Here is a 26,904-nt window from a genome sequence, read left to right as displayed (position 1 = left end):
GTTGAACCGGGGACATGCCTCGAGACTCCAAGGAGAAACACATGACAACGCAGGTTCAGTCACCGACTCCGGCCCTCACGGACTGGATTCCTTCGAAGCAGTACATCGCCGGGCAATGGCGCGACGGCGGCTCGGAAAAGACCCTCTCGGACAAGAGTCCTTTTGACGGCGCCGAGCTGATGAGTATCCGCCAAGCCTCCAAGGAGGACCTGGACGAGGCGTACACCGCGGCGGCCGAGGCGCAGCTGGAGTGGGCGGCCCAGACCCCTGCGGCCCGCCGGGCGGTCATTGAACGGGCAGCGGAGATCTTCGACGAGCGCCGCGATGAAATCATCGCCTGGCTCGCCGCCGAATCCGGCAGCACCGTGATCAAGGCCAACATCGAGGTTGATTCCGCCCGCGCCATCACCAAAGAATCGGCCACGTTCCCGCACCGTGTCTCCGGCAAGATCCTGCAGTCCGACGTGCCCGGCAAGGAATCCCGCGTGTACCGCGGCCCGCTCGGCGTCGTCGGCGTCATCAGCCCCTGGAATTTTCCGCTGCACCTGTCCCAGCGCTCCGTGGCACCCGCGCTGGCACTCGGCAACGCCGTCGTCCTCAAGCCCGCTTCGGATACCCCGGTGACCGGCGGCCTGATGATCGCCCGCATCTTCGAGGAAGCCGGCCTTCCCGCCGGTGTCCTCAGCGTCGTCGTCGGCGCCGGGTCGGAGATCGGTGACGCATTTGTGGAGCATCCGGTCCCCTCCTTCATCTCCTTCACCGGTTCCACCCCGGTGGGCAAGAACCTGGGTGCCCTCGCTTCTTCCGGTCCCACGCTGAAGCATGTGGCCCTGGAACTCGGCGGCAACAGCCCGTTTGTGGTCCTGGCCGATGCTGACGTGGACCAGGCTGTGAAGGCGGCCATCATGGGCAAATTCCTGCACCAGGGACAGATCTGCATGGCGGTGAACCGGATCATCGTCGAGGACGCCGTCTATGACGAGTTCGTGGAGAAGTTCGCCGCGCACACCAAGACACTGAAGTCCGGCGATCCCACGGACCCGCAGACCACCGTGGGACCGATCATCAACGCCAAGCAGCTCGAAGGCCTGCAGAAGAAGATTGAGCTGGCCCGGGAACAGGGTGCACGGCTGGTAGTGGAGGGGGACACCAACGGACAGGTCCTCTCCCCCTACGTCTTTGCCGATGTCACCAAGGACATGGAGCTCTTCCGGGAGGAGATTTTCGGCCCGATCGCAAGCATCATCCGCGCGGCCGACGCCGAAGACGCCCTCGCGCTGGCCAATGCCAGTGATCTTGGGCTGGCAAGCTCCGTCTTCACCTCGGATCTCGACCAAGGTGTCCTGTTTGCCCGCCGCATCAAGGCCGGCATGACCCACGTCAATGACATTCCGGTCCAGGATGAAGCTCATGTTGCCTTCGGCGGCGAGAAGAACTCCGGCCTGGGCCGCTTCAACGGCGAATGGGCCATTGAGGAATTCACGACCGATCACACGGTGACCCTGCAGCGAGAGCCGCGGCAGTACCCGTTCTAACCGGCGCAGCTTCCACCCGGAGCTGAAAGCTGAAAGGATGCCGTCCCGGCTGATTGCCGGGACGGCATCGTTCTTTTGCCGGATACCACGCAGACGAAGGGGGAGCCGATGCAGGCGAGGCGGCAGTGGACAGTGGAGAACGACGGCGCCCTGCTGGCCGTTTTCGAGTACGGGCTGCCGGCGGCACCGACGACTCCCGACGTGCTCTTGGTGCATGGTTATCCGGATGACCACACGGTGTTCCGCAGTGTTATCGAGGATCTGGCCGCGGACCACCGGGTCCTCGCCTATGACACGCGGAATGCCGGGAACTCGCGGGTGGACGGCAACCCGACCGGGAATCCCCTGGACCCGTACCGACTGCCGGTGCTCGTCGATGATCTCTACGCGGTGCTGGTATCGGCGAATGCCGGGCAGGTGGATGTGATCGGCCACGACTGGGGGTCCGTCCAGTGCTGGGCTGCGGTCCGTGATGCCCGTGCCGGCGGCAGGATCCGCAGCTTCACCAGTATTTCAGGACCCGACATCGGTCACCTGCGACGTTGGTTCGCCGCGTCCCTGCGGTCCCCCCGCCGTTGGCTGCTGGCTGTGGGGCAAGCCCTGCGCAGCACCTATGTGGCCTTCTTCCAGCTTCCCGTCCTGCCGGAGCTGTTGTGGCGGCTGCTTGGGCCGCGCTATGCACAGCGCGCGGGCACCAGCGCCGGGACCGCCACGGACAACGGCATCCGAGGCCTGCAGCTGTACCGTGCCAACTTGCTGGGCTCAGGCGTGACCTCAGCTCCGGGGCTGCCGCCCGTCGTTGAGGTTCCCGTGCACGTGGTGGTTCCGCTGCATGATCCGTTCCTGTCCCCGAGGCTCACTGACGGCTTGCGGGAAGAGGTGCGGGACGTGCGGATCAGCGCCGTCGACGGCGGCCACTGGTGGCCCGTGGAAAACAGCGCGGCGTTCTGCCGGTTACTGCGGCAGAACGCCACGCCTGATCAGCCCTGAATAACCGGTGATTCTTCGACCGGGACATCGGCAACGCCCAGCTTCCCGATCGCCCACGGACCCAGCACCGCACCGCTGAGAATCAGCGCCCCGGAAACCAGACAGGCCGCCTGCCAGGAACTGAACTCATAGAGCACGCCTGCGGCAATGGCACCGGCCGCTGCGCTGAGCAGTCCCACCGCGGTGTAGACGCCCATGGCAGTGCCGACATTGTTCGGCGCCGCTTCCGCAACCACGGCCTGTTCGATCGGCATCAGCACGGCAAAAGCCACTCCGCTCAGGATCCAGAGGACCGAGATCAACACCGGGCTGTCAACCCACGCCAGGGACACGGCAAAGACCGCACTGAAAACGGACGCCGCCATGACCGCCCGGCGCCGTCCGATCCGCAGCACGGCTTTGTGCAGGACCGGAGGCAGGACCATCATGGCGATGGCTCCGGGAAGGAAGACGAAGGCGGCCTCAATGACTCCCAGGCCAATCCCGCGCTGCAGGTGCAGCAACAGCAGGATGGACACGGCGGCTTCGGCCACGGTGGTAATGGCTGAAGTGAGCAGCATCGGGCGCACCAGCCGGGCAACAGCCCGGGACCCTGTGCCCGTTTGGCTGGTCGCTGCGTCAGCTGCACCTCCAGCCGTTGCCCGTGCGTCCGGAAGCCCGGCATGCCGGGGAGGGCTCGCAAACAGCGCAACGGCACCGGCCATGCAGGCAGCACCGCATCCTGCGAGCACCGGAGCAAACAGGTTGGTTTGTCCCAGCAGCATCAGCCCGGCGACGAAAGCGATCCATGAACCGGTGGACTGCACTGACATAAACCGGGCGAAAACCCCGGAGTCGACGGACAGTCTCTCGCTGACGATGGCGCGCAGGGACACCCACAGGACGGCTCCGCCGGCACCGCCCACAATGGCTGCTGCAAACGCCAGCGGCAGGGAATCGGCAAGGGCGTATCCAAAGCAGGACAGTCCGTAAACCACTGCGCCAAATCCTGCGAGGGTCCGTCGTTCCCTGCTGTCGGCCAACCGTCCCGCCAGGGGCCGGACCAGTACCGAGACCAGCAGTTCCGCTGCTATCAACAACCCCACCTGCGAGGCACTCGCTCCAAGGGCGATTCCAGCCCACAACGGGATGAGGAAATCGATCAGTTCAGCCGGACCGTAGGTGAGTCCGGCTGCCAGCAGGGCAGACCGTTCCCGCCGCAGCGCGTTTCCTGATCCCCCGGCACCCGTTTTCGCAGACATCGCCTGAGCATAGGCAAGCAGGCGCGTGCAGGCAAGGAACCGGGTCAGCCCGAAATGCCGGCGTTCGTCCGCTGGTGCTTGTTCGCCGCACGGGTCCGACCGCCGTCGGCCGCCGCTGCCAGGAGCGCGGCGGCAATGTCGTCCGCATCCCGCAGTGTCCGGGCACCGGCTCCGGCCGGAGAGCCCGCTTCAGCGGCAATGGCTGTGCCCCACTGCACCGATGACAGCTGGAGCCCCAGCACGTACAGGTCCTCCTGCGGCTCACCGCTGATGCCCACCGGCCGGTACGGCGGCGCGGTGACATCCAGGCCCGGGGTGATCACTGCCGTTCCGTCAGCTGCCATCATGACCTTTGGCCGCACCAGCCCGTCGCGCAGCATTCCGCCGAGCAGCGGGGAGATGCTCCGGTCCACACGGTTTGGCGGCATCATCGCTTCCACCAGTGTCCGCGCAGCATATTCCGTTCCCGACCAAGGCGACGTTCCGGTGAACACACCGCGCGCTTCATCCACGTCGAAGCGCGGGTCCGGACCCACGAAGTGCACGACGCCGGCACGCACCAGGGCTGCCAGCTGTTCGATCCGTTCGGGCGGAGGTCCGCTCGCCAGTCCTTCGACCAGCGGCTCAAACCAGCCCCGCAGTTCGGAGAGCCATGACGCGTCGGCGAGTCCGCCGTCGGCCACTATGGTTTTCAGCAGCGTGCGGCCGGCGTTGAGCGCACCAATCGCCATCTTCAGGGGATCGTCTTCCCCTGCCGCGGATCCGGCGGCGTCGTCCTCAAGGTAGGCAAGAACGGCGGCATCCAGGTCCTGCGCCCCGCGGTACGGGCGGCGGCCCAGGGGCTGCGCCAAAGCTTCGAGGTTGGTGCGCCGATCCGCCGGCACAAAGCGGTCCAGGACCCTTTCCTTGGCCTGGTCCCACTCGGGGCCGGGCAGCTCCAAGGCTGCCCGCAGTTCCGCGAGGAACAGCTCCGCAGTTTCCAGCAGTTCGGTTGCGGACACCCGGGCCAGCGTGGAGTAGTAGGCCCAGACGGCGTCGCGGTGCAGCAGCGGCCAGAGATCATGGTCGAAACCGGGCAGGATGCCCTGCTCCTTGAAAGCCGCCGCTGCTTCCCCGGTCAAGTAGCGAAGGTGTACGCTGCGGGGCACGTACGACTCCAGCCGCGCCTTTGCCCGGTACGGTGTCCCCCGCCGCGAGGCCGCCACCAGGACAGGTTCGCGCCCGCTGGGCTCATAGCGCAGCGCCCGGCCGGCCGGCAGTCCGCTGGGCAGGAAGCGGCCGCCGCGCCCGGTGGTCACTTGGATCATGATGTCGAAAAAGTTCAGCCCAAGGCCGCGGACAAGCACCGGCTCACCTGCCGGAAAGACACTGAAGTCCACGTCGGAGGGCACGGCGGGCGGGAGGTAGCGCAGGTTGTGGCGGTCCGCGGCGTCTCGCAGCCGGTCCTGATCAGCGCTCAGCGCTGCGGGAAGGTGTCCGAGGGCAAGCACGACGGCGTCGGCGTGGATCCTGCCTTCCCCGGCCACGTCCAGCGCCCAGCCCGAACCTGTATCCGACCGGACCATGCTGAGAACTTCGGCACGGATATGCTCCAGCTCCGCCCCGGCGGCGAGCGCCGCTTCCTGAAGCCGCGCATAGGTCCACTCGAGATAGCGTCCGTAAACGGCCCGGCTGGGGAACGCTCCCGGTGTCAGGCCGGCCAGTTCCTCCCGGTCGGCAGCGGGCAGATCCGCCGCGTTGCCGGGATCGGCCATCAGCATCCGCCACTGGTCAAAGGACAGGCCGCCCGAGGGCGACGCCGCCAGCTCCGCCGCGGTGGCGCCCGCCGGAACCACAGTGGGAAAGAGACATGGCGTGTTCATCAGGAACAGCCGGGACTGCCCGGTGCGCCAGACATGGCCCGGCCCGGGATTGAACGGGTCGAAGACTGTGATCTTCAGGGCGGGCCGGGTTTCCGGCGGCAACGCCAAGTACCCGGCCAAGGTGCGTTCCACAACAGAAATCCCCCGCGGGCCCGCACCGATCACGGCCACTTGGAAGCTCTGCGTGGTATTGGTCATGCTTCAAGAGTATCTGGCCGGTAGCCACGCCTCTCCGGCGGTACGGACAAAAAGCCGCCGCTTCGCTTGATTCGCAGCGGGAATCGCCTATCGTGATCGGGACTGCGGGCATCCGCTTCCGATGCCTCCTCAGAAAGCGCGGTGGGCATGGCTCCTTCCGAAACAGCCCTGGAACTTTTACGGGACATTGCCGCCGCGCTGCAGGCGGACGGACCCGTAACGGTGGGCACCATGTTCCGCAGCCCGGGCCTGCGCACCAACGGAACAATTGTTGCCTTCCTGGGGCACGGCGACACCCTCATCGTGAAGCTTCCGCGGGACAGGGCCGCCACCCTCATCGCAGCCGGCGCTGCCGAACCTGTCACGATGGGCAGACGAACGATGGGTGAGTGGGTCGTTATTCCCGCCGAAAGCGACGTCGATGCAACCCGGGCCAACTGGATCGGGTTTGCCCGCGAAGGGCTTCTTTTCGTCCTGGGAACGCGCTAGAGCGACACGGCGAGGTGCACGCGCAGCACGAAGCCGGCGCTGCCGCCTCTTTCCTCAACGCCCCTAGGATGGGCACATGACTTCCTCGATTCCTGACCAGTCCGCCGGACCGTTTGCTGATGATGAGTTCCTGTGGCTGGAGGACATCTACGGCGACAAACAACTGGACTGGGTGCGGGCGGAGAACAAGGTCACCGAGGACCTGCTCTCCGAAACCGGCTTCGAGGACACCGAAAAGCGCCTGCTGGAAGTGCTGGACTCCACCGACCGCATACCCATGGCGGCCAAGCGGGGCGAACATTACTACAACTTCTGGCGCGATGCCGAGCATCCCAAGGGGCTGTGGCGCCGCACCACGTGGGAGAGCTACACCACCGACAATCCGCAGTGGGAAATTCTCCTGGACGTGGACGAACTTAGCCGCACAGAAGAAATGGAGTGGGTCTGGGGCGGTTCCGCGTTCCTTCGGCCCACCGACGGCGGCCCCTACCGGCGGGCGCTGGTGGTCCTCTCCCCCGACGGAGGCGACGCCGCCCGCTACCGCGAGTTCGACGTTGTCGACCGTGCCTTCGTCCCCGGGGGTTTTGACATCCCCGCGGCCAAGAATCGGATCAGCTGGGCCGGCCCGGATGAACTGTACGTCGGCACCGATTTCGGTACCGGCTCCATGACCAGCTCCTCGTATCCGCGCACCAGCCGGATCCTCCGCCGCGGGATGGAGCTCGCCGATGCCGTTCCGTATTTCGAGGTGCCGGAAGACCACATGATGGCGGTGGTGGTGCACGACCAGACCCCCGGTTTCGAACGGGACCTCGCGGTGGACATCGTGGACTTTTACAACAGCTCCACGTTCCTGCGCCGCGATGATGCCTGGCTGCGCCTGGACGTTCCGCTTGATGTGAACGTGGATGTGCACCGGCAGTGGCTCGTGCTGCGTCCCCGCACGGACTGGGAGCTGAACGGCACCGTGCATGCCGCCGGCTCGCTGCTGGCAGCGGATCTCGAAGCCTTCCTGGCCGGCAGCCGGGACCTGGTGACGCTTTTCACGCCGGACCCGGCCACCTCCCTGCAGTCCTGGAGCTGGACCCGGGACTACCTGCTGCTGAACCTGTTGCGCGACGTCTCCTCCCAAATCTCGGTGCTTGATCCGGCCAACGGCTGGGCCGCATCCGAGCTGGAGGCCTGTCCACCCCTGCACAGCGTCGATGCCTACGCCGTGGACGACGAGGATGAAGAAGCCGGCAACGATTACTGGCTCATCAGCACCGGTTTCCTGACGCCGTCCACGCTCTCCCGCGGAACACTTGGCAGCTCCGCCGGCGGGAAGACGGGGGGCGAGCCGGCGGCGGTGGTGAAGACGTCGCCGTCGTTCTTTGACGCTTCTTCCTGCACTGTGGAACAGCACTTTGCGGTGTCCGCTGACGGCACCCGGGTGCCCTACTTCCAGGTTGGTCCCAAGGGCCTGGTGCTCGACGGCGGCAACCCCACGCTGCTCAACGGTTACGGCGGCTTCGAGCAGGCATTGACCCCGGCTTACAGCGGAGTGGTGGGCCGCGGCTGGCTGGAGCGCGGCACCGGGGCAAAGCGCGGCGGCGTGTACGTCCTGGCAAACATCCGCGGCGGCGGTGAATACGGTCCCGAGTGGCACCGGGCGGCGCTGCAGGAGAACCGGCACCGCGCCTACGAGGATTTCGCGGCGGTAGCACAGGACCTGATCGACCGCGGCGTGACCTCCCGGGCGCATCTGGGCTGCACCGGACGCAGCAACGGCGGCCTGCTTGTCGGCAACATGCTCACCACGTATCCGCACCTGTTCGGCGCAGTGTCCTGCGGGGTGCCGCTGCTGGACATGCGCCGCTACACCAAGCTGTCCGCCGGGTACTCCTGGATTGCCGAGTACGGTGATCCAGACGATCCGAAGCAGTGGGAATTCGTGCAGACGTTCTCCCCGTATCACCTGCTCAAGGAGGACGCCGAATATCCGCCCACGCTGATTTGGACGGCCACCAGCGATGACCGCGTTGGCCCGGTGCAGGCACGAAAGATGGCAGCCCGGATGAAAGCCATGGGAGTGGAGAACGTCTGGTTCCATGAAGCACTGGAAGGCGGGCACGCCGGAGCATCCGACAACCGCCAGGCAGCCCGCATGCACGCCATGTCCTACGAATTCCTGTGGGAGGCGCTGACGGGCCGCCTGCACCGGGACGGCGCGGCCTAACCAAGCGGGTGCGCACAGCCGTCCCGACCTGCGGCGTTTTGCTCTAACCCGCCCTTATAGGTAGTCTTGTCAGGCTGGCAGCGGAAGCTATCAGAGCAATTTTGGAGACGTGCCAGAGCGGCCGAATGGGCTTCACTGCTAATGAAGTGTGGGCCTAAAGCCCACCGGGAGTTCAAATCTCCCCGTCTCCGCGCTAAAACCCCCGGGCAACCGGGGGTTTTTTTGTTTCTGCCGCCGGGTGTTTCGTGTTTTCCGCCGGGACGGTGTTGCCGCCGGCAGGGTGTTGCAGACTATGTTGGGCACAGTCATCTGCAGCCCGGCTGCGGCCCCCGATCAAAGGACCCCACCATGGAAATGCGCCTCCTGGGCCGCAGCGGCACCGTTGTCAGCGGCTATGCCCTCGGCACCATGACCTTCGGCAACGAATCGGACCCGCATGTCTCGCATGCCCTCCTGAACGCCTACGTCGAAGCGGGCGGCAACTTCATCGACACCGCTGACGTTTACACCGAGGGCGCCTCCGAAGAGATTGTCGGCCACTGGCTGCAGGCCCGTCCGGAGGCGGCACGGAACATGGTGCTGGCCACCAAGGGCAGGTTTCCCATGGGGGCCGGACCCAACGATGTGGGCACCTCCCGCAGGCACCTGCGCCAGGCACTGGACGCGTCGTTGAAACGGCTGGGCGTAGACCACATTGACCTGTACCAGCTGCACTCCTGGGATCCGCTCACGCCGCTGGAAGAAAGCCTCGGTTTCCTTCAGGATGCCGTCACCGCGGGAAAAATCAGCTACTACGGTCTCTCCAACTTCACCGGATGGCAGCTGACCAAGGCCGTCTACACCGCCCGGATGCACGGCTGGAACGAGCCCGTGACCCTGCAGCCGCAGTACAACCTGCTGGAACGCGAAATCGAGTCCGAGGTGGTGCCGGCGGCGCTCGACGCCGGTCTGGGCCTGCTGCCCTGGTCGCCTCTCGCGGGCGGCTGGCTTACCGGCAAGTACCGCAGGGAATCTGTTCCGGCCGGCAAGACCCGGGTGGGAGACAATCCCGCCCGCCAGTTCCAGGGCTGGGACCTGCGCAGCAACAATGAACACACCTGGCAGATCATTGACGCCTTGAAGAGCATTGCAGCCGCGCATCATGCCAGCTCCGCCCAGGTGGCCCTGGCCTGGCTTGCCACGCAGCCGGGGGTTACTTCCGTGATTCTGGGCGCCCGCACCGTCGAGCAGCTCACCGACAACCTGGGCGCAGCCTCGATCCGGCTCACCACAGCCGAAGAAAAGCAGCTGACCGACCTCAGCCAGCCGGCAGTCGGCAACTATCCCTACGGAGCGGACGGCCGCAACCAGCGCTCAAGGCAGTTGCCCTAAGCGTTCTCCCGGAGCCCGGGTCGATTTGGTCCGCCCGGTCCGCCAAGCCCGTCAGTCCGCCGGGTCCGCCGGGTCCGCCGGGTCCGCTAGAAGTCTTCCGGCCGAAGGTTCTTGACCCACTGGCTGATCTCGTCTTCCTCCGGATTGGAAGGCGGCTTGGCTGCGGCGCCCTGGCGGGGCTTATCCTCCGAGGGGGATGCTTTTGTCGGGGACGCAGTCTTGTCCGCGGCGCCCCTGTCTGAAGCGGCGGAGTCCGGATTGGTCGTCTTATCCGGTGTGTCCGCGTTGTCCGGTTTGGTCGTCTTCTCCGGTGTGTCCGCGTTGTCCAGGGGCTCAGACTCGGCGGGAGCGCTGTCCCCAGCAGCGGCCGGATTGGAAGGACTGTCCGCCGGAGCGTTACCGCCTGTGGACGGGGCCGCCGAACCTGCCGGACGCGGAGGCTGAAACGGCTGCGGATGCATTGCGAGGTTCTCCACGGCAGCGCCTGCCGCCCGGACACCTACGCCGGTGAACTGCGCATAGAGCTTGACTGCTTTGATGGGGTGCCCCTGGGCAATAGCGGCGTAGACCTGCTGGTGTTGGATCGCGTCCAGGCGGGCATTGGCCTCGCGCGCTGCCTCAACGGAAATCCGGGAAGCCCCCGGCGCGGCCTTTGCTGCGGACGCGCCGTTCCGGATGGCACGCGGCTGCTTGGCTCCTGACTCCTGCCGGCCTTCTCCGCTGGCCGGGGAATCGCCCTCGGCCTGCTTCTTGCGCCGCTGGGCGCGGCTGATCGCAAAGTTGACCGCAACAATGGCCACGACAAAAAGAACAATCACCAGGAACTCCATGTACCGATCCTAGCTTTGCCCGCGGCAACGACACCTTCCGGCCGGTATATTGACGTGCAGCCTGACCCCCGATCATTGGAGATGCCATGAGCCTGACCACTTCCCTGCGTTCGCTGAGTGTGCGCGTTGCTGACGGAGTAGCCGAAGTTGAGCTCATAGGTCCGTCCAAGGGAAACACGATGGGTCCGGATTTTTGGAAGGAACTCCCAGAAGTCTTCGATGCCTTGAGCGAGGATGAAAGCGTGCGCTCCGTGCTGCTGTTCGGCTCCGGCGGTAACTTCAGTTACGGATTGGACCTGCCTGCCATGGCTCCCGTGTTCGCCCCGATGCTGTCCGCCGATGGAATGGATGCCCGTCGCCGGGAGGGCTTCCGTCGCAGCATCAGGGACCTGCAGGAGTCGGTCAGCTCCCTCGCCCGCTGCGCGAAGCCCGTCATCGCGGCCGTGGACGGCTGGTGCATTGGCGGAGCGATTGATGTCATCGCCGCCGCCGACATCCGCATCGCCTCACGGGCGGCCAAGTTCAGCGTGCGGGAAGTTAAGGTTGCCATCGTGGCGGACCTGGGTTCCCTCCAGCGCCTGCCGGACATCATCGGGGAAGGACCAACCCGGCACCTCGCCCTGACCGGCGAGGATTTCGACGCCGAGCGCGCGTTCCGCTTGGGCCTGGTCACGGAACTGGCCGACGACGTCGTAGGCCGGGGACGGGAACTCGCCGCCATTGTTGCCGGGAATCCTCCACTGGTGGTGCAGGGCGTGAAGCAAGTGATGAACCATGGCAGGGAGGCTTCGGTACAGGCCGGGCTGGACTACGTCCAGGTGTGGAATTCCGCATTCCTGGCCAGCCGCGACTTCAATGAAGCAGCCACGGCCTTCGCCGAACGCCGTCCAGCCGTCTTCACCGGCAACTAAGGGGTTCCCGCACCCACCGCCGAGCGTCGAGCTGCCAACGCCGTCGGTGCCGCAACACTCAGGTTGCCTCATCCGGCGCGCGGGGTCCGGCAGCAGCCCCTTAAGATGGTCGGGTGGCTGTTACCGATGAAGCGATTACCAAGATCAAGGAGATGCTCATCAGTGGGCAGCTCAAGGCTGGTGACCGGCTTCCGCCGGAGAACGAACTGAGTGACCAGCTTGGTCTGTCTCGCAGTTCCCTGCGGGAAGCTGTAAAGGCTCTCGAGCTGATCCGCGTGCTGGATGTCCGGCGCGGGGACGGCACGTACGTGACGAGCCTGGAGCCCGGTCTGCTGACCGAAACGATGGGCTTCATGGTGGAGATCCATCAGGAGAGTTCTTCCGCTGAGCTGCTCGAAGTCCGGCGCATCCTTGAACCCGGTGCTGCCGCTCATGCTGCCGGACGGATCGATTCCCGTTCCGTGGCGGCACTGCGCAAGTGCCTGGAGTCCGTTCCTTCAGGGGCCTCGGCAGCCGATCTGGCTTCCCACGATTTCACCTTCCACTCGCTCATTGCGCGTGCTTCCGGCAATCCCTATCTCGCTGGGCTGCTGGACTCGTTGACCGGCAGTGCCCTGCGGCTGCGGACCTGGCAGCGGATTACCGAGGCCGGTGCAGTGGAGGCGGTCCTCGGCGAACATGCGGCCATCCTCGAAGCTCTGACGCTGGGCGATGCCGAGCTGGCCCGTTCCCTCATGACCGTCCATGTGTCCTCAGCGGAACGCTGGCTCCGCCGGCCGCCGGCAGAAGCGCCGGGTCCGGCCGCAGCCGATGTTCCAGCTCCTGTCACTGCTGCGTTTCCGGTCCCTCCAACTCCGGCCGCTCCAGCTCCGGCCGCTGCCGCCGTGCCGCCCCGGCGGACTCCTGTCCGTCGAAGCAGCAAGCCCCGGGTGACTAGTGATCCTGCACGCCCGCTGACGGTACCGGCTCCCCCGGTTGCCGCAGCTCCGAAGGAACCCGCGGCCCTCCAGCGTCCAGCGGCCCCGCGGGAGGCCCACCCTCCGGCGCCGCAGATTGCCCGCATCGCACCCGATCCCGCCGTGTACGAGTTGTTCGCTATGCCTTCAACGCCAGGACAAAAGGCAGCACGGAAGCCGCGCCGGCCTGCCTGAGCACCCGGCCGGCTTCGGTCAGGGTCCAGCGGCTGTCCGCGAAGTCGTCCACCAGCAGGACCGGGCCGGGGTTGGCCGCGAACCAGGCAGCTCCTTCTTCGGGAACCGCAAATTGATCCCATACGGATGCCAGACGGAAAGCACTGTTTCCGCCGGAGCCTCCGGTGGGACCGCCGTGCGGCAGTTGCAGGGCACCCAGGTACGGAATCCTCCCCAGGGTTGAAATGCCGTGTGCCAGGGATCCGACCAGCTGCGGCCGGGAACGGGAAGGAATGCTGACCACGGCCACCGGACGTTCCTCCCATCCCCACTGGGCCAGCACCTGCACGCAGCCTTTCAACAACGCGTCATCCACGGTTGTGTCCGCGGCATCAGGAGCGAAAATCTCCCGCAGGCGTCCGCCCCAGCCAAGATCCGTCAGGCGTGCCAGCGCCCGGCCGGTGGACAACGCCAGATCGGGCTTGATCTTTCCCTTCACCGGAACCCCCAGCCGATCCATGCCGGAGGGGTACATGCCGCGCGGATCCACGTCCACGCCGACCCGGCTGAGGGCCTGGTCGGCGCTGTCAGTGGCTTCGGCCGCCACCTCACCGGAGAACCAGCGTCCGGCGCAGTTGTCGCACCGTCCGCACGGAGCGGCTGCGGGATCATCGAGCTGGACGGACAGGAACTCCATGCGGCAGCCGGTGGTGGTTTCGTAATCCAGCATGGCCTGCTGCTCCCGGATCCGGGCCGCGGATATCCGCTCGTACCGCTCCCGGTCATAGCTCCAGGGTTCCCCGGTGCCGCGCCAGCCGCCGGAGACACGTTCCACCGCACCGTCCACTGCCAGAACCTTCAGCAGCAGTTCCAGCGGCGAGCGCTTCAGGTTGACCCGCGTTTCCAGGGCTCCCGTGGACATTACGGCCCCGGATGCCAGCTCGGCCAGCACGGCACTGGCCGGACCCTCTGCGGGCATGGACGAGGTGGCGAAATACTCCCAGATGTCCTTGTCCTCGGTACCCGGAAGCAGCAGCACGTCGGCGCTCGGGGTGCCTCGGCCGGCACGGCCCACCTGCTGGTAATAGGCCACCGGGGAGGACGGGGCACCGAGGTGGACCACAAACCCCAGATCGGGCTTGTCGAAGCCCATGCCCAGGGCACTCGTGGCCACCAGAGCCTTGACCTCGTTGTTCTTCAGCGCCGCTTCAGCCTGCTCCCGGTCCGCCGGATCCGTACGCCCGGTGTAGGCCAGGACGGGATGCCCGGCCTTCTGCAGCAGCCGGGCGGTGTCCTCCGCCGCGGAGACCGTGAGCGCATAGATGATGCCGGAGCCGGGCAGCTCGTCGATGTGTGTCAGGAGCCAGCCCAGCCGAGCCTTGGCGGTGGGCAGCCGCAGCACCCCCAGACGGAGGGACTGCCGGGCCAGCGCACCGCGGATGGTGAACACGTCTTCGCCGCCGGAGGCCAGCTGTTCCTCGATGTCCTTCACCACCCGAAAGTTGGCGGTGGCGGTGGTGGCCAGCACCGGAACGGAGGCGGGCAGCTGCTCGATCAGGCTGCGGATGCGCCGGTAATCCGGACGGAAGTCGTGGCCCCAGTCGGAGATGCAATGCGCTTCATCGATCACCAGCAGCCCGGAGCGGCGAATCAGTTCCGGCAGATGGGTTTCCCGGAACCCCGGGTTGTTCAGGCGCTCCGGCGAAACGAGGAGCACGTCCACCTCATCGGCTTGGAGCTTGGCTGAAATGTCCTGCCACTCCAGCTGATTGGCGGAGTTGATGGCGACGGCGCGCACCCCCGCACGGGCGGCTGCAGCCACCTGGTCCCGCATCAAAGCCAGCAGGGGCGAGACGATCAGCGTGGGACCGGCACCGCGGGCGCGCAGCAGCAGGCTCGCGACAAAGTAGACGGCGGACTTCCCCCACCCGGTGCGCTGGACCACCAGGGCACGGCGTCCGCCGGAGACCAGCGCCTCGATGGCTTCATACTGTCCATCGTGAAACTCTGCTGTGTCATTTCCCACCAGGGCGCGGAGCAACCTCACGGCTTCAGCCCGCAGACCGGCATTGGCCTCCGGAGAGCCTGCAATCCCGCCGTCAGTATCAGGCGCAGTCTCATGAACAGGTTGCTTGTCTTGCCGAATTTCCATACCTTCCACTATTCCAGCCGGCGCTGACTGTTTCCTCCAATCGGGCAAGCCCTGTGGACAGGAAGCTTTGTGGACAGCGGACAGGCGCGGAAACCGGGCAGGCGGGGCTGGCCTATAGACTGTCCGGGTGACTAGTGCATTCGATCTTTCCGCGTCCTTTAAGGCCTACGACGTCCGCGGCGTCGTAGGCGAGACCATCACCCCGCAGATCGTCAAGGCCGTAGGTGCCGCATTTGTGGACGTGCTTGACCTTGCCGGTCAGACCGTGCTGGTGGGCGGCGACATGCGTCCGTCCTCCCCTGAATTCATCAAGGACTTCGCCGCCGGCGCCACCATGCGCGGAGCGGACGTCCTCCTGCTGGACCTCATCTCCACCGATGAGCTCTACTACGCCTGCGGTGCGCTGAATGCGGCCGGCGCCACCTTCACGGCAAGCCACAACCCGGCGCAGTACAACGGCATCAAGATGGCCAAGGCCGGCGCGGTTCCGATCTCCTCCGAGACGGGCCTCTACGACATCCAGGCCCTGGCCGAGCAGTACCTGAACGCCGGCAGCATTCCCGCCGTCGACAAGCCGGGCCAAATCGGTGTCCGCGACATCCTGCGTGATTACTCCGAATATCTGCGCAGCCTGGTGGACCTGACCGGCATCCGCCCCCTCAAGGTGGTCGTGGACGCAGGCAACGGCATGGCCGGCCTCACCACCCCCGCCGTCCTGGGCGACACCCTGCTGGCAGGGCTTCCGCTGGAAATCGTGGACCTCTACTTTGAGCTGGACGGATCCTTCCCGAACCATCCGGCCAACCCGCTGGAGCCGGCAAACCTCCTGGATCTGCAGGCCGCCGTCGTTGAGAACGGCGCCGACCTGGGCCTGGCCTTCGACGGTGACGCGGACCGCTGCTTTGTGATCGATGAAAAGGGCGATCCGGTCAGCCCCTCGGCCATTACCGCCCTCGTGGCGCGCCGCGAAATCGCGCGTGCCAAGGCTGCCGGAGAAACGACGCCGGTCATCATCCACAACCTCATCACCTCCCGCGCGGTTCCCGAGCTGGTGGAGGCCGACGGCGGCCGCGCCGTCCGCACACGGGTGGGCCACTCCTTCATCAAGGCGCTGATGGCCGAGGAAGGCGCCGTCTTCGGCGGCGAGCACTCCGCCCACTACTACTTCCGCGATTTCTACAACGCGGACACCGGCATGCTCGCCGCCATGCACGTGCTTGCTGCGCTGGGTGAGCAGACACTCCCGCTGTCAGACCTGGCCCGTGAATACGAACCGTATTTCGCTTCCGGTGAGATCAATTCCGAGCTTTCCGACGTGCCGGCGGCTGTGGCCCGCGTCCGGGCGGAATTTGACCGTCCCGGCGTCACCGTGGATACCCTCGATGGATTGACTTTCACCTCGGATGACGGACAGTGGTGGTTTAACCTCCGCGCGTCGAACACAGAACCCTTCCTCCGGCTGAACGCCGAAGCAGAAGATCTCCCCACCATGGCGCGGGTCCGAGACCGTGTACTTGAACTAGTTAGGAACTAAACCAATGGCTGATGTTGAACTGAACGGCGCCGAGCCCTCCGCCGAGGTCCAGGAGGACCTGAATTCCCTGCTGGGCACCGCCCTGGGCGTGGCCCAGGAGCAGCTGGAGGCGCAGGGCGCCTTCCTGCCCGCAGCCCTGGTGGTCCAGAACGACGGCGAGCTGCGGATGATTGCCGTTGCACCGGAGGAAAGCGACGAGGATCTCGACGCCGACGCCATGATCGATGACATCTACCAGGTGCTGGCGGAGCAGAAGGGCGACAACCGAGCCGCCGCCGTCTTCTCCGACATCCACCTGCCGGACGAATCCACCGACGCCATCCACGTTGTGGCCGAGCACTCCGAGGGCGTCTGCATCTCCGCGATCCAGACCTACTCCGAGAACGACGGCGAGTGGACCTTCAACGAACCGCAGTGGGAGTCCGGCGACCGGCTCGTCTGGGGCACCGAAGAAAGCGCCGACGAGGCCTAACAACACACCTCGCTAGCCAAAAAGGCCGGCGGCACCGCGCATCTGCGCTGTGCCGCCGGCCTTTTCTTGGTTCGTGCCGCAGAGCTTTAGGCTGCGGCGAAGCGCTCCTTGAGTGTCTGCAGCTCGGCAACGAGGTCCTCGGGAAGGGATTCACCGAAGCGGGCGTACCATTCTTCGATGCCTGCCAGCTCCTTCTTCCATTCCTCCGGGTCAACATGCACGGCAGCCTCGACGTCGGCCGCCGTCATGTCCATGCCGGTGAGGTCCAGGGACTCTCCGGTGGGCACAAAGCCGATCGGGGTTTCCACTGCGTCGGCGGTTCCTTCGATCCGCTCGATGACCCACTTGAGCACGCGCGAGTTGTCGCCGAACCCGGGCCAGGCGAATCCGCCGTCGGCCGTGCGGCGGAACCAGTTCACCAGGAAGATCTTGGGCAGCGTCTCCTGGTTGGCCTTGCCGCTGAGCGTGATCCAGTGCCGCAGGTAATCACCGGCGTCGTAGCCCATGAACGGCAGCATGGCCATCGGATCGCGGCGCACTACGCCAACCTGCCCCGCGGCGGCGGCCGTGGTTTCGGAGGACAGCGTGGAACCCATGAAGATGCCGTTGGTCCAGTCGCGGGACTGCGTCACCAGGGGAACCGTGGTCTTGCGGCGCCCGCCGAAGAGGATGGCCGAGACAGGCACGCCGTCGGGAGAATGGTATTCCTCGGCCAGCATGTCGATCTGGTCGATCGGCGTGCAGAAGCGGGAGTTCGGGTGGGCAGCGGGGCGGCCGGATTCCGGCGTCCACTCGTTGCCCAACCAGTCGGTCAGGTGCGCCGGAGCTTCGTCCGTCATTCCCTCCCACCAGACACCGCCGTCGTCGGTCAGTGCGACGTTGGTGAAGATGGAGTTGCCCTTGGCGATGGCGCGCATCGCGTTGGGGTTGGTGCTCCATCCGGTGCCCGGGGCGACGCCGAACAGGCCGGCCTCCGGGTTGGTGGCGCGCAGTTCACCATTGTGGCCGAATCGCATCCAGGTGATGTCATCGCCCAGAGTCTCGACCTTCCATCCCTCGATGGTCGGATCCAGGAGCGCAAGGTTGGTCTTGCCGCAGGCGGACGGGAAGGCCGCCGCGACGAAGTAATCCTTCTTTTCTGGGCTGGTGAGCTTCAGGATGAGCATGTGCTCGGCCAGCCAGCCTTCGTCGCGCGCCATGATGGAGGCGATGCGCAGGGCATAGCACTTCTTCCCCAGGAGGGCGTTGCCGCCGTATCCGGAACCGTAGGACCAGATGGACCGGTCTTCGGGGAAGTGCACAATCCATTTGTCGTCGCTGCACGGCCAGGCCACGTCCTGCTCGCCTTCAGCGAGGGGGGCGCCGACGGAGTGCAGTGCCGGCACGAAGAACGCATCCAGCTCTTCCATCTTCCGCAGGACATCTGTGCCGATGCGTGCCATGATGCGCATGGAGGCCACCACGTAGGCGCTGTCGGTGATTTCGACGCCGAACTTGGGGTCCTCAGCTTCGAGGTGACCCATGACGAAGGGAATGACGTACATGGTGCGGCCGCGCATGGAACCGGAGAAAAGCCCGTTAAGCTTTTCCCGCATTTCGGACGGGTCCATCCAGTTGTTGGTGAAGCCGGCGTCGTGCTTCTCCTCCGAGCAGATGAAAGTCTGCTCTTCGACGCGTGCCACGTCCTTCGGATCCGAAAAAGCGGCGAAGGAATTCGGGAACGCTTCCGGGTTGAGCCGGACCAGGGTTCCTGCATCCACCAGCTCATCAGTGAGGCGTTTGTTTTCCGCCTCGGAACCATCCACCCAATAAACGCGATCAGGCTGCGTCAGCTCGGCCACTTGCTGAACCCACGCAAGCAGTGCCTGGTGAGTGGTGGGGGCGTCCTTGGAGGCCCCCGGTGTGTTGCTGTCCAAATGGCTAGGAGCAACGTTGTCGCCGCTCTCATCAAGAACTAGCTGACGCGCGTCATCGCCCATGACTCTTCCCTTCGTTGGGCCAGTGGTGTGTTTTGATGCTAGTTGTCGGTGTGCCGTGGACCACGCCCCGTAAGGTATGACCTATTCTTGTAGCCGGTCAAGGTTTCCCTAGATTGCAGGAAACTTTCAGCAGCTACCATACCCTGATGTGACGAAGGTCATATAGACCGGTCTAGTACTTTTTGGGTCATCACCGCCGATTAGGCGCCCCTGTAAATCTGGGCTATAGTTATTTACGGCAAAACAGCCACGGAGAAACTTTGAAGGAAGGCCCAACCGGCCGGAAAATGAAGAAAATCCAGATGCGTGCGTAGCTCAACGGATAGAGCATCTGACTACGGATCAGAAGGTTGGGGGTTCGAATCCCTTCGCGCGCACCACTGAAACCCGGCCCAACCAGTAGAAATACTGGTTGGGCCGGGTTTTTTGCTGTCCGGATGTTTCCCTGAATTCTCCGTTTAGCGGGCCATCTTTCTGAGATCAACGTCCGGGTCCGCCAGTTTCGCCGGATCCACCAGGATGCCGCGGTCAATAATGCGCCTGGCCGCCCGCACCAGCAATCCGCCGTCCACAGCCGCGCAGCCGAGCATGTACCCGGCCACATCCAATCTGAAACTCGCCACCGGCAGACCGTTTCGCTCCCGCACCACCACTGTGCCGTCCCCTGCCATCGAACCAACCCCCTCCACGTGAACGCCGTGGCGGTCGGACCAGAACCACGAGGCGCCGTGATTCGGCAGCTCCTGCCCAAGCAGCGCTGCAGCTGCAGTGGCACCGGTGTTCCGGGCATGCTCCCAGTGCTCGGCCCGCCGCAGAAGCCTGCCGTCCGGCAACCGGACCCGCGCCGCATCACCCACCGCGTAAATGTTCGGATGACTGCTGCGCTGGCGTTCGTCCACCAGGATCCCGTTGTCCGTATCCAGGCCGGCGGAGGCGGCAAGAGTTGCATCGGCGGCGACGCCGATACCCACCAGCACCTGGTCAGAGCTCACCGTTCTCCCGCCGGCCAGGGTGATGGTGCTCCCGGAGGGATCGGTGGTGATGGCGGCCGGGACTCCGGTGATCACCTCTATGCCACGCGCAGCGTGCATGGCATGCAGCCGGCCCGCCAAATGGGCCCCAACGGCCGGCACCAGGGGCGGGCTGACAGGATCAATCAGCGTCACCTGCGCACCGAGTGCCAGTGCCGCAGACGCTGTTTCCGCGCCAATCAGGCCGGCACCGATAATTGCCAGCCTCACGCCGGGCCGCAGGAGGGCACGCAGCTTGTCCGCGTCGTCCCGGTTTCGCAGTTCCAGCACCGACCCTGTGTCAGCGCCGGGTATTTCCAAACGGCGGGGCACAGCGCCGGTGGCCAGAACGATCTTGTCCGCCGCCAGGCTCCGTCCGTCCGCAAGCAGGACAATTCCCTCATCAGGCATCAGGGCTGCAGCCTTGCCCGTGACAACCGCTATGTCCTGCTCGGAAAACCAAGCCGGTTCCGCGAGCAGAAGCTGCTGCGGGGATTTGCGGCCCAGCAGGTAATCCTTGCTCAGGGGCGGCCGGTCATAAGGCATGCCCTCCGGGTCGATAATCGTCACCCGCCCGGAAAACCCGCGCACACGCAGCTCGCGGGCAGCAGCGAAACCTGCCATTCCGCCGCCGACGATGATGACGGATCCAAGAGCCATAGTCGTGTCTTCCCAGCTGAAGAAATGGTGAGCGCGCCTCGGCCACCGGGCGCGGTGTCTTTGGTTCCATCCTCCCCCATTTACTACGTGCGCCGCCCCTGCCCGGGGTTCCGCCCGCGGACGGCCCGTGCCAAGCTCGGTGCATGACTGTTCAAGAACCCAGCCCCGAAGTTCAGCGCCCGCAGCAGCTGGAGACCGACGTCGTTGTGCTGGGCGCCGGAGCTGTGGGGGAAAACGCGGCGGGCCGGGTGGCTCAGGGAGGGCTGGAAGCGGTCCTCGTGGAGCCGAATCTGATTGGCGGGGAGTGTTCCTACTGGGCCTGCATGCCGTCCAAGGCACTGCTGCGCCCGGGCACCGCGCTGCAGGCGGCGCGGGCCGTGGCCGGTTCCCGCGAGGCGGTGACCGGAACCCTTGACGCGGCGGCGGTGCTGCAGCGCCGCGACAGTTTTACCTCGCACTGGAATGATTCCGCACAGGAGGACTGGGTGCGGGGCGAAGGCATTGGCCTGGTGCGCGGGCGGGGGCGGCTGGTGGGTCCGCGCGAAGTGCGGGTGGAGTACGACGACGGCGGCACAGTCACCATCACGGCCCGCCACGCGGTGGTGCTGGCCACCGGATCCGTTCCGACACCGCCTCCGCTCAAGGGGCTGGAAGGCATCGACTATTGGGGCACACGGGAGGCAACATCGGCACGGGAGGTGCCGGCGCGGCTGATCGTGCTCGGCGGCGGCGTTGCGGGCACCGAACTTTCCCAGGCGTGGGCACGGCTGGGTTCAAAGGTGACGCTGCTGGCGCGGCACGACGTGCTGGACATGTATCCGGAGCCCGCACGGGAACTCGTGAAAGCCGGCCTGACGGAAGACGGTGTGGAGGTGCGCACCTACACGCAGCCGGACTTTGTCCGCACCGGGGCCGACGGTTGCGTGGAAATGGGATTGGACGACGGATCCGTGCTTGCTGCCGACCAGCTGCTGGTATCCACCGGGCGGACGCCGGCGCTGGCCAACCTGGGGCTTGAGGATCTGGGACTGGACGCGGCACTGGATTCGGGTCGGCTCACTTCGGATGACTCCGGCCTGGTCAGCGGAACAGACTGGCTATACGTGGTCGGGGACGCTGCCGGCAAGGTACTGCTCACCCATCAGGGCAAATATGAAGCCCGGGCCGCCGGCGCCGCTATTGCCGCGCGGTCCCGCGGAGAACTCTCGGCAAGCGGTGTCCCGGAGGACTGGAGCCGGGAGGCCTCCACCGCTAACCACGCAGCTGTTCCCCAAGTGGTCTTCACGAGCCCCGAGCTCGCTATGGTCGGCCGGACCCTGGAGCAGGCGCGGGCGGACGGCATTAACGCCTCCGAAACCTCGCTGGAGCTTTCAGTGGCCGGCTCCGCCCTGCACTCCGACAACTATCGAGGCTGGGCGCAGATGGTCGTAGATGAAGACCGCAGGGTCCTGGTCGGTGTGATCTTCGCCGGTCCCGATGTGTCCGAGCTCCTGCATTCGGCCACTATCGCCGTCACGGGCGAAGTGCCGCTGGACCGGTTGTGGCACGCTGTTCCCGCCTACCCCACGATCAGTGAAATCTGGCTGCGGCTGCTGGAGAAGTACGGTCTCTAGCAGCGATCAACCCTGCCGCCCGGGGTCGTTTGTACTGACTGGTCAGTTTCATTAGGATGTTCGGTAGCCGTCCGGCCACCGCCGCGGTTCCGACGAACCAGAAGCCGCATCATGCTGACCGCAGAAAACCTTTATGTTCAGGGCCGTCACAGTGCCCTCCATGCCCCCACGTCCCTGGTGGCGGAGCCCGGGGACATACTGCTGGTCCAAGCAGACGGTGCCTCCGCCCGAACCTCCTTGGCACTGACGCTCAGCGGCCGGATGAAGCCCACCAGCGGTTCACTCCACTGGAACGGGGACAGCCATCCGGGACTCCTGCGCCGCCGCAGCGCCCTGGTGGACTCCCCCGAGGTCAATGAACCGGAACTTCATCTGCGGGTAAAGGATCTGGTGGCCGAAGATCTGGCCCTGATTCCCCGGGCGGAACGACCCAAAGCTTCCCCTGCCCGTTGGCTCGAGGCCATGGGCTTCGGCAGTTCCGGCGATCTGTGGATTGAGCAGGTGCCCGCGTACGAGCGGATCCGGCTGCTGACCGCCCTGGCGCTCGCGGATTCCCGGATCGATCTCCTGGTCCTGGATTCGCCGGACCGGCATCAGGGGGACCCCGGTGCGTGGCTTCCAGCCCTCAAGGATGCCGTGGCAGCCGCCGCTGAGGCCCCCGCTGAGGCCGAGCGAGCCCGTGCCGGGCGAACCCGTGCCGGGCGTAACCGGGCGGGAAGGAACCGCACCGAACAGAACTCAGGAGCCCGGGACCTTGCCGTGGTCGCCGTCGTCGCACAGCTTCCTGCATGGTGGAGCGGGCCGGCGGCGCAGGAGGGAAACGCTGCCGCGCCGGCAGCCCCGCCCTTGGAATCAGCAGACGAATCCGGCGTCCCGGCACCCGCCGACGCATCCCTTACGGCGACCCCAGACTCAGCAGAAACGGAAGTAACCGCGTGACCACGCTGCGACTGGCTCTCTCCGAGCTCAAGCGAATGACCGGGGGCTTGCTTCCCAAGCTGGCCCTCATTGCCCTCACGCTGGTTCCGCTGCTCTACGGCGCGGTGTATCTCTACGCAAACTGGGACCCCTATGGAAACCTCGACGGTGTTTCCGCCGCCCTGGTGATGGAGGACGAGGGCGCCCAGACCGACGACGGCAAGCTGCTGGAGGTGGGAAACACCGTTGCCGAATCCCTGCTCGAGGACGGCACCTTTAACTGGGAGCAGGTGGAGGACTCTGATGCTGCGGATGCAGGCGTGGCCGATGGCACCTATTCCTTCGCCCTGAAGATTCCGGCAGACTTCTCCGCTTCCCTGGCGTCGCCGTCGGACTTTGACGCCGCTCGCCAGGGGATCCTGAACGTCACCACCAACGACGCCAACAATTATCTGCTTGGCAGCATCGTGGACAAGCTCACCGGCTCCATCCACGACACCGTGGCAGCCGAAGTCGGCGAGGAAACCGCCAATCAGCTGCTGACGGGCTTCAGCACCATCCACACCCAGCTTCAGGACGCCGCTAACGGTGCAGCGGAAGTGGCCGCGGGATCGGCGCAGGCCGAGACCGGAGCCACGGATCTGGCGACAGGCCTGGAAACGCTGCGCAGCGGAACGGCGGAGCTGTACGCCGGACAGCAGCAGCTCGTCACAGGCTCACAATCCCTCGCCGCGGGCGCCGCTGATCTTAACACCGGCGCCGGCAAGCTGTCGGCCGGCCTGTCCCAGCTGAACGCCGGTGCAGCCGTCCTCCCGGATCAGACACAAACGCTGGCCACCGGAGCCGAACAGGTTGCGGCCGGAAATGCCGCCCTCAACTCTGAATTCCGGAGCGCCGTTGCCGGAGTGAAAGCAGCTCAGGACGCCGCTGCCGCCCGGCTTCAGGCCTCCACTGCGGAACTCGTGACCAGTGGGGTCCTCACCCAGGATCAAGCTGATCAGGTGCTTGCCGCCGCCGCGGAAGGCGGCAGCACGTCGTCCCCTGACATCGCCGCACAGCTTGAGGCGGCCGCAGCCTCCACGCAGGCATTGGCGGACGGTTCCCGCCAAGTGGCCGACGGCGCAGGGCAGCTTGCTGCCGGCATTCCGTCCCTGACCGGGGGTATCTCCGATGCCGCTGCCGGAGCGGGCGCCCTGGCGGAGGGCACGGCGTCGCTGTCCACCGGTTCTGCGGAGCTGGCGGCCGGCCAGCAGGATGCCCTCGCCGGAACCGGCCAGGTCTCCGCCGGCGCAGATTCGGCGGCCGAAGGGGCCGCCGCCCTTCGCAACGGGCTGTCCACCCTCGCCGGCGGTTCCGCGGAACTGTCTTCCGGACTCACGGATGGCGCCGGCAGCGTTCCGAACCCCGACGACCAGCAGCGTGCCAATGCTGCACGCGTCATCGCCGATCCGGTCAGCGTCAACACTGTCGCGCAGAACGAAGCGGCCAGCTACGGCGCCGGCATTGCCCCGTTCTTCCTTGTTTTGGCGCTGTGGGTCGGCGTCTTCATGCTCGTTCAGGCGATGCGCCCGATCAGCCGGCGTGCACTGGCCTCCAATGCGCCTGCCTTCAAGATCGCCCTGGGCGGCTGGCTTCCGTTCCTGGCCGTCGCCGTCGCGCAATCCACCGTGCTGTATGCCGTGGTCCGCTTCGGACTGGGACTCTCCCCCGCCCACCCGGTGCTCGCCTGGGGCTTGCTGCTGCTCGCCGCTGCAGCATTCTCGGCCCTGATTCAGGGCATTGTGGCGCTGCTCGGATCGGTGGGGAAGTTTGTGGTCCTGGTCCTGCTGGTGCTCCAATTGGTTTCCTCGGGCGGAACTTTCCCCTGGGAGACCATTCCCACCCCGCTGCATTTCGCGCATCAGATCCTGCCCATGGGACATGTGGTCACCGGACTGCGGCAGCTGCTGTACGGCAGCGACCCGGGCCAGGCAGGCGTCGTTGCTCTCGGGCTGGCAGGCTACACCGTGCTGGGAATCGTGCTGTCCACCCTGGCGGCGCGGAAGCACAAGATGTGGACGCTGAAAACGCTGCAGCCGGAAATCGCGGTGTAGTCCGGGCTGCTATGCCCTGCGGACCACGAAGTCCGTCACCTTGGCGTCGCGTCCGTCGAGTTCGGCCCATGGCTTGTCCGTTTCCATCACGGTCAAGCCGGACGTCGGATAACGCGTCGCCATCTCCATGACGGCGTCTTCATTGGAGTCAACCGAGGCCAGCCGCATGGCCAAATCCTGCACGCCGGGCAGGTGCGAGATGACCAGCAGGCTGGTCACGGTCTCCGGCACGTTGTTGATGATGCTGAGGATCCGTGTGGCCGGGGCGCTGTAGAGCCCGTCTTCCAGTTTGGGCGTTGGGCCCTTGTCTCCGAGTTCCTCGCAGATCCAGGTGCAGGTTTGCCGCGTCCGCAGCGCTGAAGAGCAGAGGATGAAGTCCGGAATGGAGCCGTGTTCCACCATCCAGCGTCCGGCCAGCGGGGCATCGCGGTGTCCCCTGCCGGACAGGGGGCGTTCGTGGTCGGAGACGTCCCGGGGCCAGTCCGCCTTCGCGTGCCGCAGGAGCATCAACTTTTTCAGGTGGTGGCCGCTCATTGGCCCAGTCTATCGGCGGTGCCGGGGCGGGATATCCAGCCCCGGCACCGCCCCAGCATCAGATGCTGTATTCAGGGGCCGCCCAGACGACAACCTCGGGGTGCTCATAGAAGCGGTAGCCCTGTCCGCGGACCGTCCGTACCGTGTTGGCCAGCCGGCCCAGCTTGGAACGGAGCCGCCGGATGTGGACATCGATGGTGCGCTCGTTCGGTACTTCCTCGGCATTGCGCCACAGCCCGGCCAGCAGTTCTTCACGGCCAACGGTGCGGGTGGCGTTTTCGACCAGGTAGTTCAAGAGCTCAAATTCCTTGAACGTGAGGTTCAACGTGTCGCCGTCCAGGTGCACTTCCCGGCGGGAGAGGTCAATCAGGACTCCGGAGGGACGGGTCGCGGTCTGCGCCGGGACCGGCTGGGCAGCTTCCGCACGGGGACGGCGATGCACCGTGGGATCACCCAGGGCTTGGCGGACGACGTCGATATCGGTTCCGGCCGCATCGGCCGGCGCCAGGGCTACTGCTGCGTGGCTCTGAGCCCCGGGGCACAGCGTCTGGATGTAGGCCCGAACCTCTTGGGCGAGTTTCGTCAGCGACGTACCGTTGGCGGCGGCTGTACCCTCGTCGAGGCCCACGTAAATAACAAAGCCGCGGGCAACGGTGTCGTTGCTGACGGACTGGGGACCCGGAATCCCGTTGGGCGTAACGACGGCGGTGGGTGCCGTCATGGGCGACGCCTCGTTGGCGGAGGAAACGGCCTGCAGGCGGGCCGCTTGCGGCCCAAACCCCTGGGCTCCGTACTGCTGCGGTGCGTACGCCTGCGCACCGTACTGGCGGGGGAACTCCCCCATGGCGCTCTGTCGCGCTGCGCCGGTCCGGTTCTGCGCGTTGCGCAGTGAGATGTGTACGTACCCTGATGCTACTGACATGTTGCAACCTCAATGTGAATTACCGTCATCACGCTCGAATGCTGGGGGTGTGCCCAAGTCGAGATGGCGCAGTTTCGCCCGTCGTTGGGCCTGAGTGGTGCCTGAAAGAGGGGGGTGGGTCAGTCAGGCGTGCATTCGACAACAGCACGGCTTCTCAACGGCGGAACCGTTGAGAAGGACTGCGACAGGTGCTGCCGTGTGGATGTTCACATTACGGATTATTGCATGTAACAAAGGGTGTA

The 26,904-nt window shown here is 65.8% G+C and carries 20 protein-coding genes and 2 tRNA genes; 14 read left to right on the top strand and 8 right to left on the bottom strand.

Features of this window, described 5'->3' with window-relative positions; genetic code table 11:
- The first annotated feature begins 41 nt into the window (after positions 1 to 41).
- Together MUG94_RS01800 and MUG94_RS01795 are read left to right on the top strand one after the other, a co-directional pair.
- Positions 42 to 1,535 (top strand): aldehyde dehydrogenase family protein, encoded by a 1,494-nt coding sequence (locus MUG94_RS01800; protein WP_227909232.1) that lies wholly within the window; start codon positions 42 to 44, stop codon positions 1,533 to 1,535.
- Positions 1,536 to 1,643: 108 nt separating this feature from the next.
- Positions 1,644 to 2,525, top strand: coding sequence for an alpha/beta fold hydrolase (locus tag MUG94_RS01795; RefSeq protein ID WP_227909233.1), 882 nt, complete (start codon positions 1,644 to 1,646; stop codon positions 2,523 to 2,525).
- On the opposite strand, the gene MUG94_RS01790 is transcribed toward MUG94_RS01795, so the two are convergent.
- Positions 2,516 to 3,766 (bottom strand): MFS transporter, encoded by a 1,251-nt coding sequence (locus MUG94_RS01790; RefSeq protein ID WP_227909234.1) that lies wholly within the window; start codon positions 3,764 to 3,766, stop codon positions 2,516 to 2,518. The genes MUG94_RS01795 and MUG94_RS01790 overlap by 10 nt on opposite strands.
- Before the next feature lie 44 nt (positions 3,767 to 3,810).
- Positions 3,811 to 5,826 carry an FAD/NAD(P)-binding protein gene (locus MUG94_RS01785; protein WP_227909235.1) on the bottom strand — a complete coding sequence of 672 codons (2,016 nt, stop codon included), beginning with the start codon at positions 5,824 to 5,826 and terminating at the stop codon, positions 3,811 to 3,813.
- 147 nt (positions 5,827 to 5,973) lie between these two features.
- Between MUG94_RS01785 and MUG94_RS01780 the strand changes: the two genes are divergently transcribed.
- From MUG94_RS01780 to MUG94_RS01765, 4 genes are all read left to right on the top strand, one after another.
- Complete coding sequence (locus tag MUG94_RS01780) at positions 5,974 to 6,315, top strand: hypothetical protein (protein ID WP_227909236.1); 342 nt, start codon at positions 5,974 to 5,976, stop codon at positions 6,313 to 6,315.
- Between the two features lie 76 nt (positions 6,316 to 6,391).
- Positions 6,392 to 8,533, top strand: coding sequence for a prolyl oligopeptidase family serine peptidase (locus tag MUG94_RS01775; RefSeq protein ID WP_227909237.1), 2,142 nt, complete (start codon positions 6,392 to 6,394; stop codon positions 8,531 to 8,533).
- 103 nt (positions 8,534 to 8,636) lie between these two features.
- A tRNA-Ser gene (locus MUG94_RS01770) sits at positions 8,637 to 8,724 on the top strand.
- Between the two features lie 157 nt (positions 8,725 to 8,881).
- Positions 8,882 to 9,904, top strand: coding sequence for an aldo/keto reductase (locus MUG94_RS01765; protein ID WP_227909238.1), 1,023 nt, complete (start codon positions 8,882 to 8,884; stop codon positions 9,902 to 9,904).
- Between the two features lie 86 nt (positions 9,905 to 9,990).
- Here the strand turns inward: MUG94_RS01765 and MUG94_RS01760 are convergent, their stop codons facing one another.
- Positions 9,991 to 10,734, bottom strand: a complete 744-nt coding sequence (locus MUG94_RS01760) for a hypothetical protein (RefSeq protein WP_227909239.1) — start codon at positions 10,732 to 10,734, stop codon at positions 9,991 to 9,993.
- Positions 10,735 to 10,820: 86 nt separating this feature from the next.
- Here MUG94_RS01760 and MUG94_RS01755 point away from each other — a divergent pair, with 86 nt between their 5' ends.
- Positions 10,821 to 11,645: a crotonase/enoyl-CoA hydratase family protein gene (locus tag MUG94_RS01755; RefSeq protein ID WP_227909240.1), complete on the top strand. Its 825-nt coding sequence runs from the start codon at positions 10,821 to 10,823 to the stop codon at positions 11,643 to 11,645.
- A gap of 113 nt (positions 11,646 to 11,758) precedes the next feature.
- Entirely contained in the window at positions 11,759 to 12,796 is a 1,038-nt protein-coding gene (locus tag MUG94_RS17260) for a FadR/GntR family transcriptional regulator (protein WP_341482178.1), read from the top strand.
- On the opposite strand, the gene MUG94_RS01745 is transcribed toward MUG94_RS17260, so the two are convergent.
- A complete protein-coding gene (locus MUG94_RS01745; protein ID WP_227909241.1) occupies positions 12,741 to 14,927 on the bottom strand; it encodes a RecQ family ATP-dependent DNA helicase in 2,187 nt (728 codons plus the stop codon). The genes MUG94_RS17260 and MUG94_RS01745 overlap by 56 nt on opposite strands.
- Positions 14,928 to 15,054: 127 nt before the next feature.
- Between MUG94_RS01745 and MUG94_RS01740 the strand changes: the two genes are divergently transcribed.
- Both MUG94_RS01740 and MUG94_RS01735 read left to right on the top strand, forming a co-directional pair.
- Complete coding sequence (locus MUG94_RS01740) at positions 15,055 to 16,461, top strand: phosphomannomutase/phosphoglucomutase (RefSeq protein WP_227892427.1); 1,407 nt, start codon at positions 15,055 to 15,057, stop codon at positions 16,459 to 16,461.
- Positions 16,462 to 16,465: 4 nt separating this feature from the next.
- Positions 16,466 to 16,933, top strand: coding sequence for a hypothetical protein (locus MUG94_RS01735; protein ID WP_227892428.1), 468 nt, complete (start codon positions 16,466 to 16,468; stop codon positions 16,931 to 16,933).
- 86 nt (positions 16,934 to 17,019) lie between these two features.
- Here the strand turns inward: MUG94_RS01735 and MUG94_RS01730 are convergent, their stop codons facing one another.
- Positions 17,020 to 18,912, bottom strand: coding sequence for a phosphoenolpyruvate carboxykinase (GTP) (locus tag MUG94_RS01730; protein ID WP_227892429.1), 1,893 nt, complete (start codon positions 18,910 to 18,912; stop codon positions 17,020 to 17,022).
- A 304-nt stretch (positions 18,913 to 19,216) separates the two neighbouring features.
- On the opposite strand from MUG94_RS01730, the gene MUG94_RS01725 reads away from it, so the two are divergent.
- Positions 19,217 to 19,292: transfer RNA gene (locus MUG94_RS01725), tRNA-Arg, on the top strand.
- A gap of 78 nt (positions 19,293 to 19,370) precedes the next feature.
- On the opposite strand, the gene MUG94_RS01720 is transcribed toward MUG94_RS01725, so the two are convergent.
- Positions 19,371 to 20,582 carry an NAD(P)/FAD-dependent oxidoreductase gene (locus tag MUG94_RS01720; protein ID WP_227909242.1) on the bottom strand — a complete coding sequence of 404 codons (1,212 nt, stop codon included), beginning with the start codon at positions 20,580 to 20,582 and terminating at the stop codon, positions 19,371 to 19,373.
- 143 nt (positions 20,583 to 20,725) lie between these two features.
- On the opposite strand from MUG94_RS01720, the gene MUG94_RS01715 reads away from it, so the two are divergent.
- The 3 genes from MUG94_RS01715 to MUG94_RS01705 all read left to right on the top strand — a co-directional run bounded on the left by MUG94_RS01715 (position 20,726) and on the right by MUG94_RS01705 (position 25,206).
- On the top strand, positions 20,726 to 22,195 hold the full coding sequence (locus tag MUG94_RS01715; RefSeq protein ID WP_227909243.1) for a dihydrolipoyl dehydrogenase family protein: 1,470 nt from the start codon (positions 20,726 to 20,728) through the stop codon (positions 22,193 to 22,195).
- Between the two features lie 111 nt (positions 22,196 to 22,306).
- Positions 22,307 to 23,134 carry an ABC transporter ATP-binding protein gene (locus tag MUG94_RS01710; RefSeq protein WP_227909244.1) on the top strand — a complete coding sequence of 276 codons (828 nt, stop codon included), beginning with the start codon at positions 22,307 to 22,309 and terminating at the stop codon, positions 23,132 to 23,134.
- A complete protein-coding gene (locus MUG94_RS01705; protein WP_227909245.1) occupies positions 23,131 to 25,206 on the top strand; it encodes a YhgE/Pip family protein in 2,076 nt (691 codons plus the stop codon). Before MUG94_RS01710 ends, MUG94_RS01705 begins: the two co-directional genes overlap by 4 nt.
- Before the next feature lie 9 nt (positions 25,207 to 25,215).
- Here the strand turns inward: MUG94_RS01705 and MUG94_RS01700 are convergent, their stop codons facing one another.
- Both MUG94_RS01700 and MUG94_RS01695 read right to left on the bottom strand, forming a co-directional pair.
- Positions 25,216 to 25,740 carry a SixA phosphatase family protein gene (locus MUG94_RS01700; RefSeq protein WP_227892434.1) on the bottom strand — a complete coding sequence of 175 codons (525 nt, stop codon included), beginning with the start codon at positions 25,738 to 25,740 and terminating at the stop codon, positions 25,216 to 25,218.
- A 58-nt stretch (positions 25,741 to 25,798) separates the two neighbouring features.
- A complete protein-coding gene (locus tag MUG94_RS01695) occupies positions 25,799 to 26,662 on the bottom strand; it encodes a winged helix-turn-helix domain-containing protein (RefSeq protein ID WP_227909246.1) in 864 nt (287 codons plus the stop codon).
- Positions 26,663 to 26,904: the final 242 nt, after the last annotated feature.

The sequence above is a fragment of the Arthrobacter gengyunqii genome (assembly GCF_023022985.1).
In the GTDB taxonomy this organism is placed as follows: domain Bacteria; phylum Actinomycetota; class Actinomycetes; order Actinomycetales; family Micrococcaceae; genus Arthrobacter_B; species Arthrobacter_B gengyunqii.
Note: the sequence above shows the minus strand (reverse complement) of the source record. Positions and strands in the feature narration are given on the sequence as shown.

Coding starts and splice junctions, on each gene's coding strand:
- MUG94_RS01800 (WP_227909232.1), top strand. CDS start 42: ATGACAACGCAGGTTCAGTCACCGACTCCGGCCCTCACGGACTGGATT.
- MUG94_RS01795 (WP_227909233.1), top strand. CDS start 1,644: ATGCAGGCGAGGCGGCAGTGGACAGTGGAGAACGACGGCGCCCTGCTG.
- MUG94_RS01790 (WP_227909234.1), bottom strand. CDS start 3,766: ATGTCTGCGAAAACGGGTGCCGGGGGATCAGGAAACGCGCTGCGGCGG.
- MUG94_RS01785 (WP_227909235.1), bottom strand. CDS start 5,826: ATGACCAATACCACGCAGAGCTTCCAAGTGGCCGTGATCGGTGCGGGC.
- MUG94_RS01780 (WP_227909236.1), top strand. CDS start 5,974: ATGGCTCCTTCCGAAACAGCCCTGGAACTTTTACGGGACATTGCCGCC.
- MUG94_RS01775 (WP_227909237.1), top strand. CDS start 6,392: ATGACTTCCTCGATTCCTGACCAGTCCGCCGGACCGTTTGCTGATGAT.
- MUG94_RS01765 (WP_227909238.1), top strand. CDS start 8,882: ATGGAAATGCGCCTCCTGGGCCGCAGCGGCACCGTTGTCAGCGGCTAT.
- MUG94_RS01760 (WP_227909239.1), bottom strand. CDS start 10,734: ATGGAGTTCCTGGTGATTGTTCTTTTTGTCGTGGCCATTGTTGCGGTC.
- MUG94_RS01755 (WP_227909240.1), top strand. CDS start 10,821: ATGAGCCTGACCACTTCCCTGCGTTCGCTGAGTGTGCGCGTTGCTGAC.
- MUG94_RS01745 (WP_227909241.1), bottom strand. CDS start 14,927: ATGGAAATTCGGCAAGACAAGCAACCTGTTCATGAGACTGCGCCTGAT.
- MUG94_RS01735 (WP_227892428.1), top strand. CDS start 16,466: ATGGCTGATGTTGAACTGAACGGCGCCGAGCCCTCCGCCGAGGTCCAG.
- MUG94_RS01730 (WP_227892429.1), bottom strand. CDS start 18,912: ATGGGCGATGACGCGCGTCAGCTAGTTCTTGATGAGAGCGGCGACAAC.
- MUG94_RS01720 (WP_227909242.1), bottom strand. CDS start 20,582: ATGGCTCTTGGATCCGTCATCATCGTCGGCGGCGGAATGGCAGGTTTC.
- MUG94_RS01715 (WP_227909243.1), top strand. CDS start 20,726: ATGACTGTTCAAGAACCCAGCCCCGAAGTTCAGCGCCCGCAGCAGCTG.
- MUG94_RS01710 (WP_227909244.1), top strand. CDS start 22,307: ATGCTGACCGCAGAAAACCTTTATGTTCAGGGCCGTCACAGTGCCCTC.
- MUG94_RS01700 (WP_227892434.1), bottom strand. CDS start 25,740: ATGAGCGGCCACCACCTGAAAAAGTTGATGCTCCTGCGGCACGCGAAG.
- MUG94_RS01695 (WP_227909246.1), bottom strand. CDS start 26,662: ATGTCAGTAGCATCAGGGTACGTACACATCTCACTGCGCAACGCGCAG.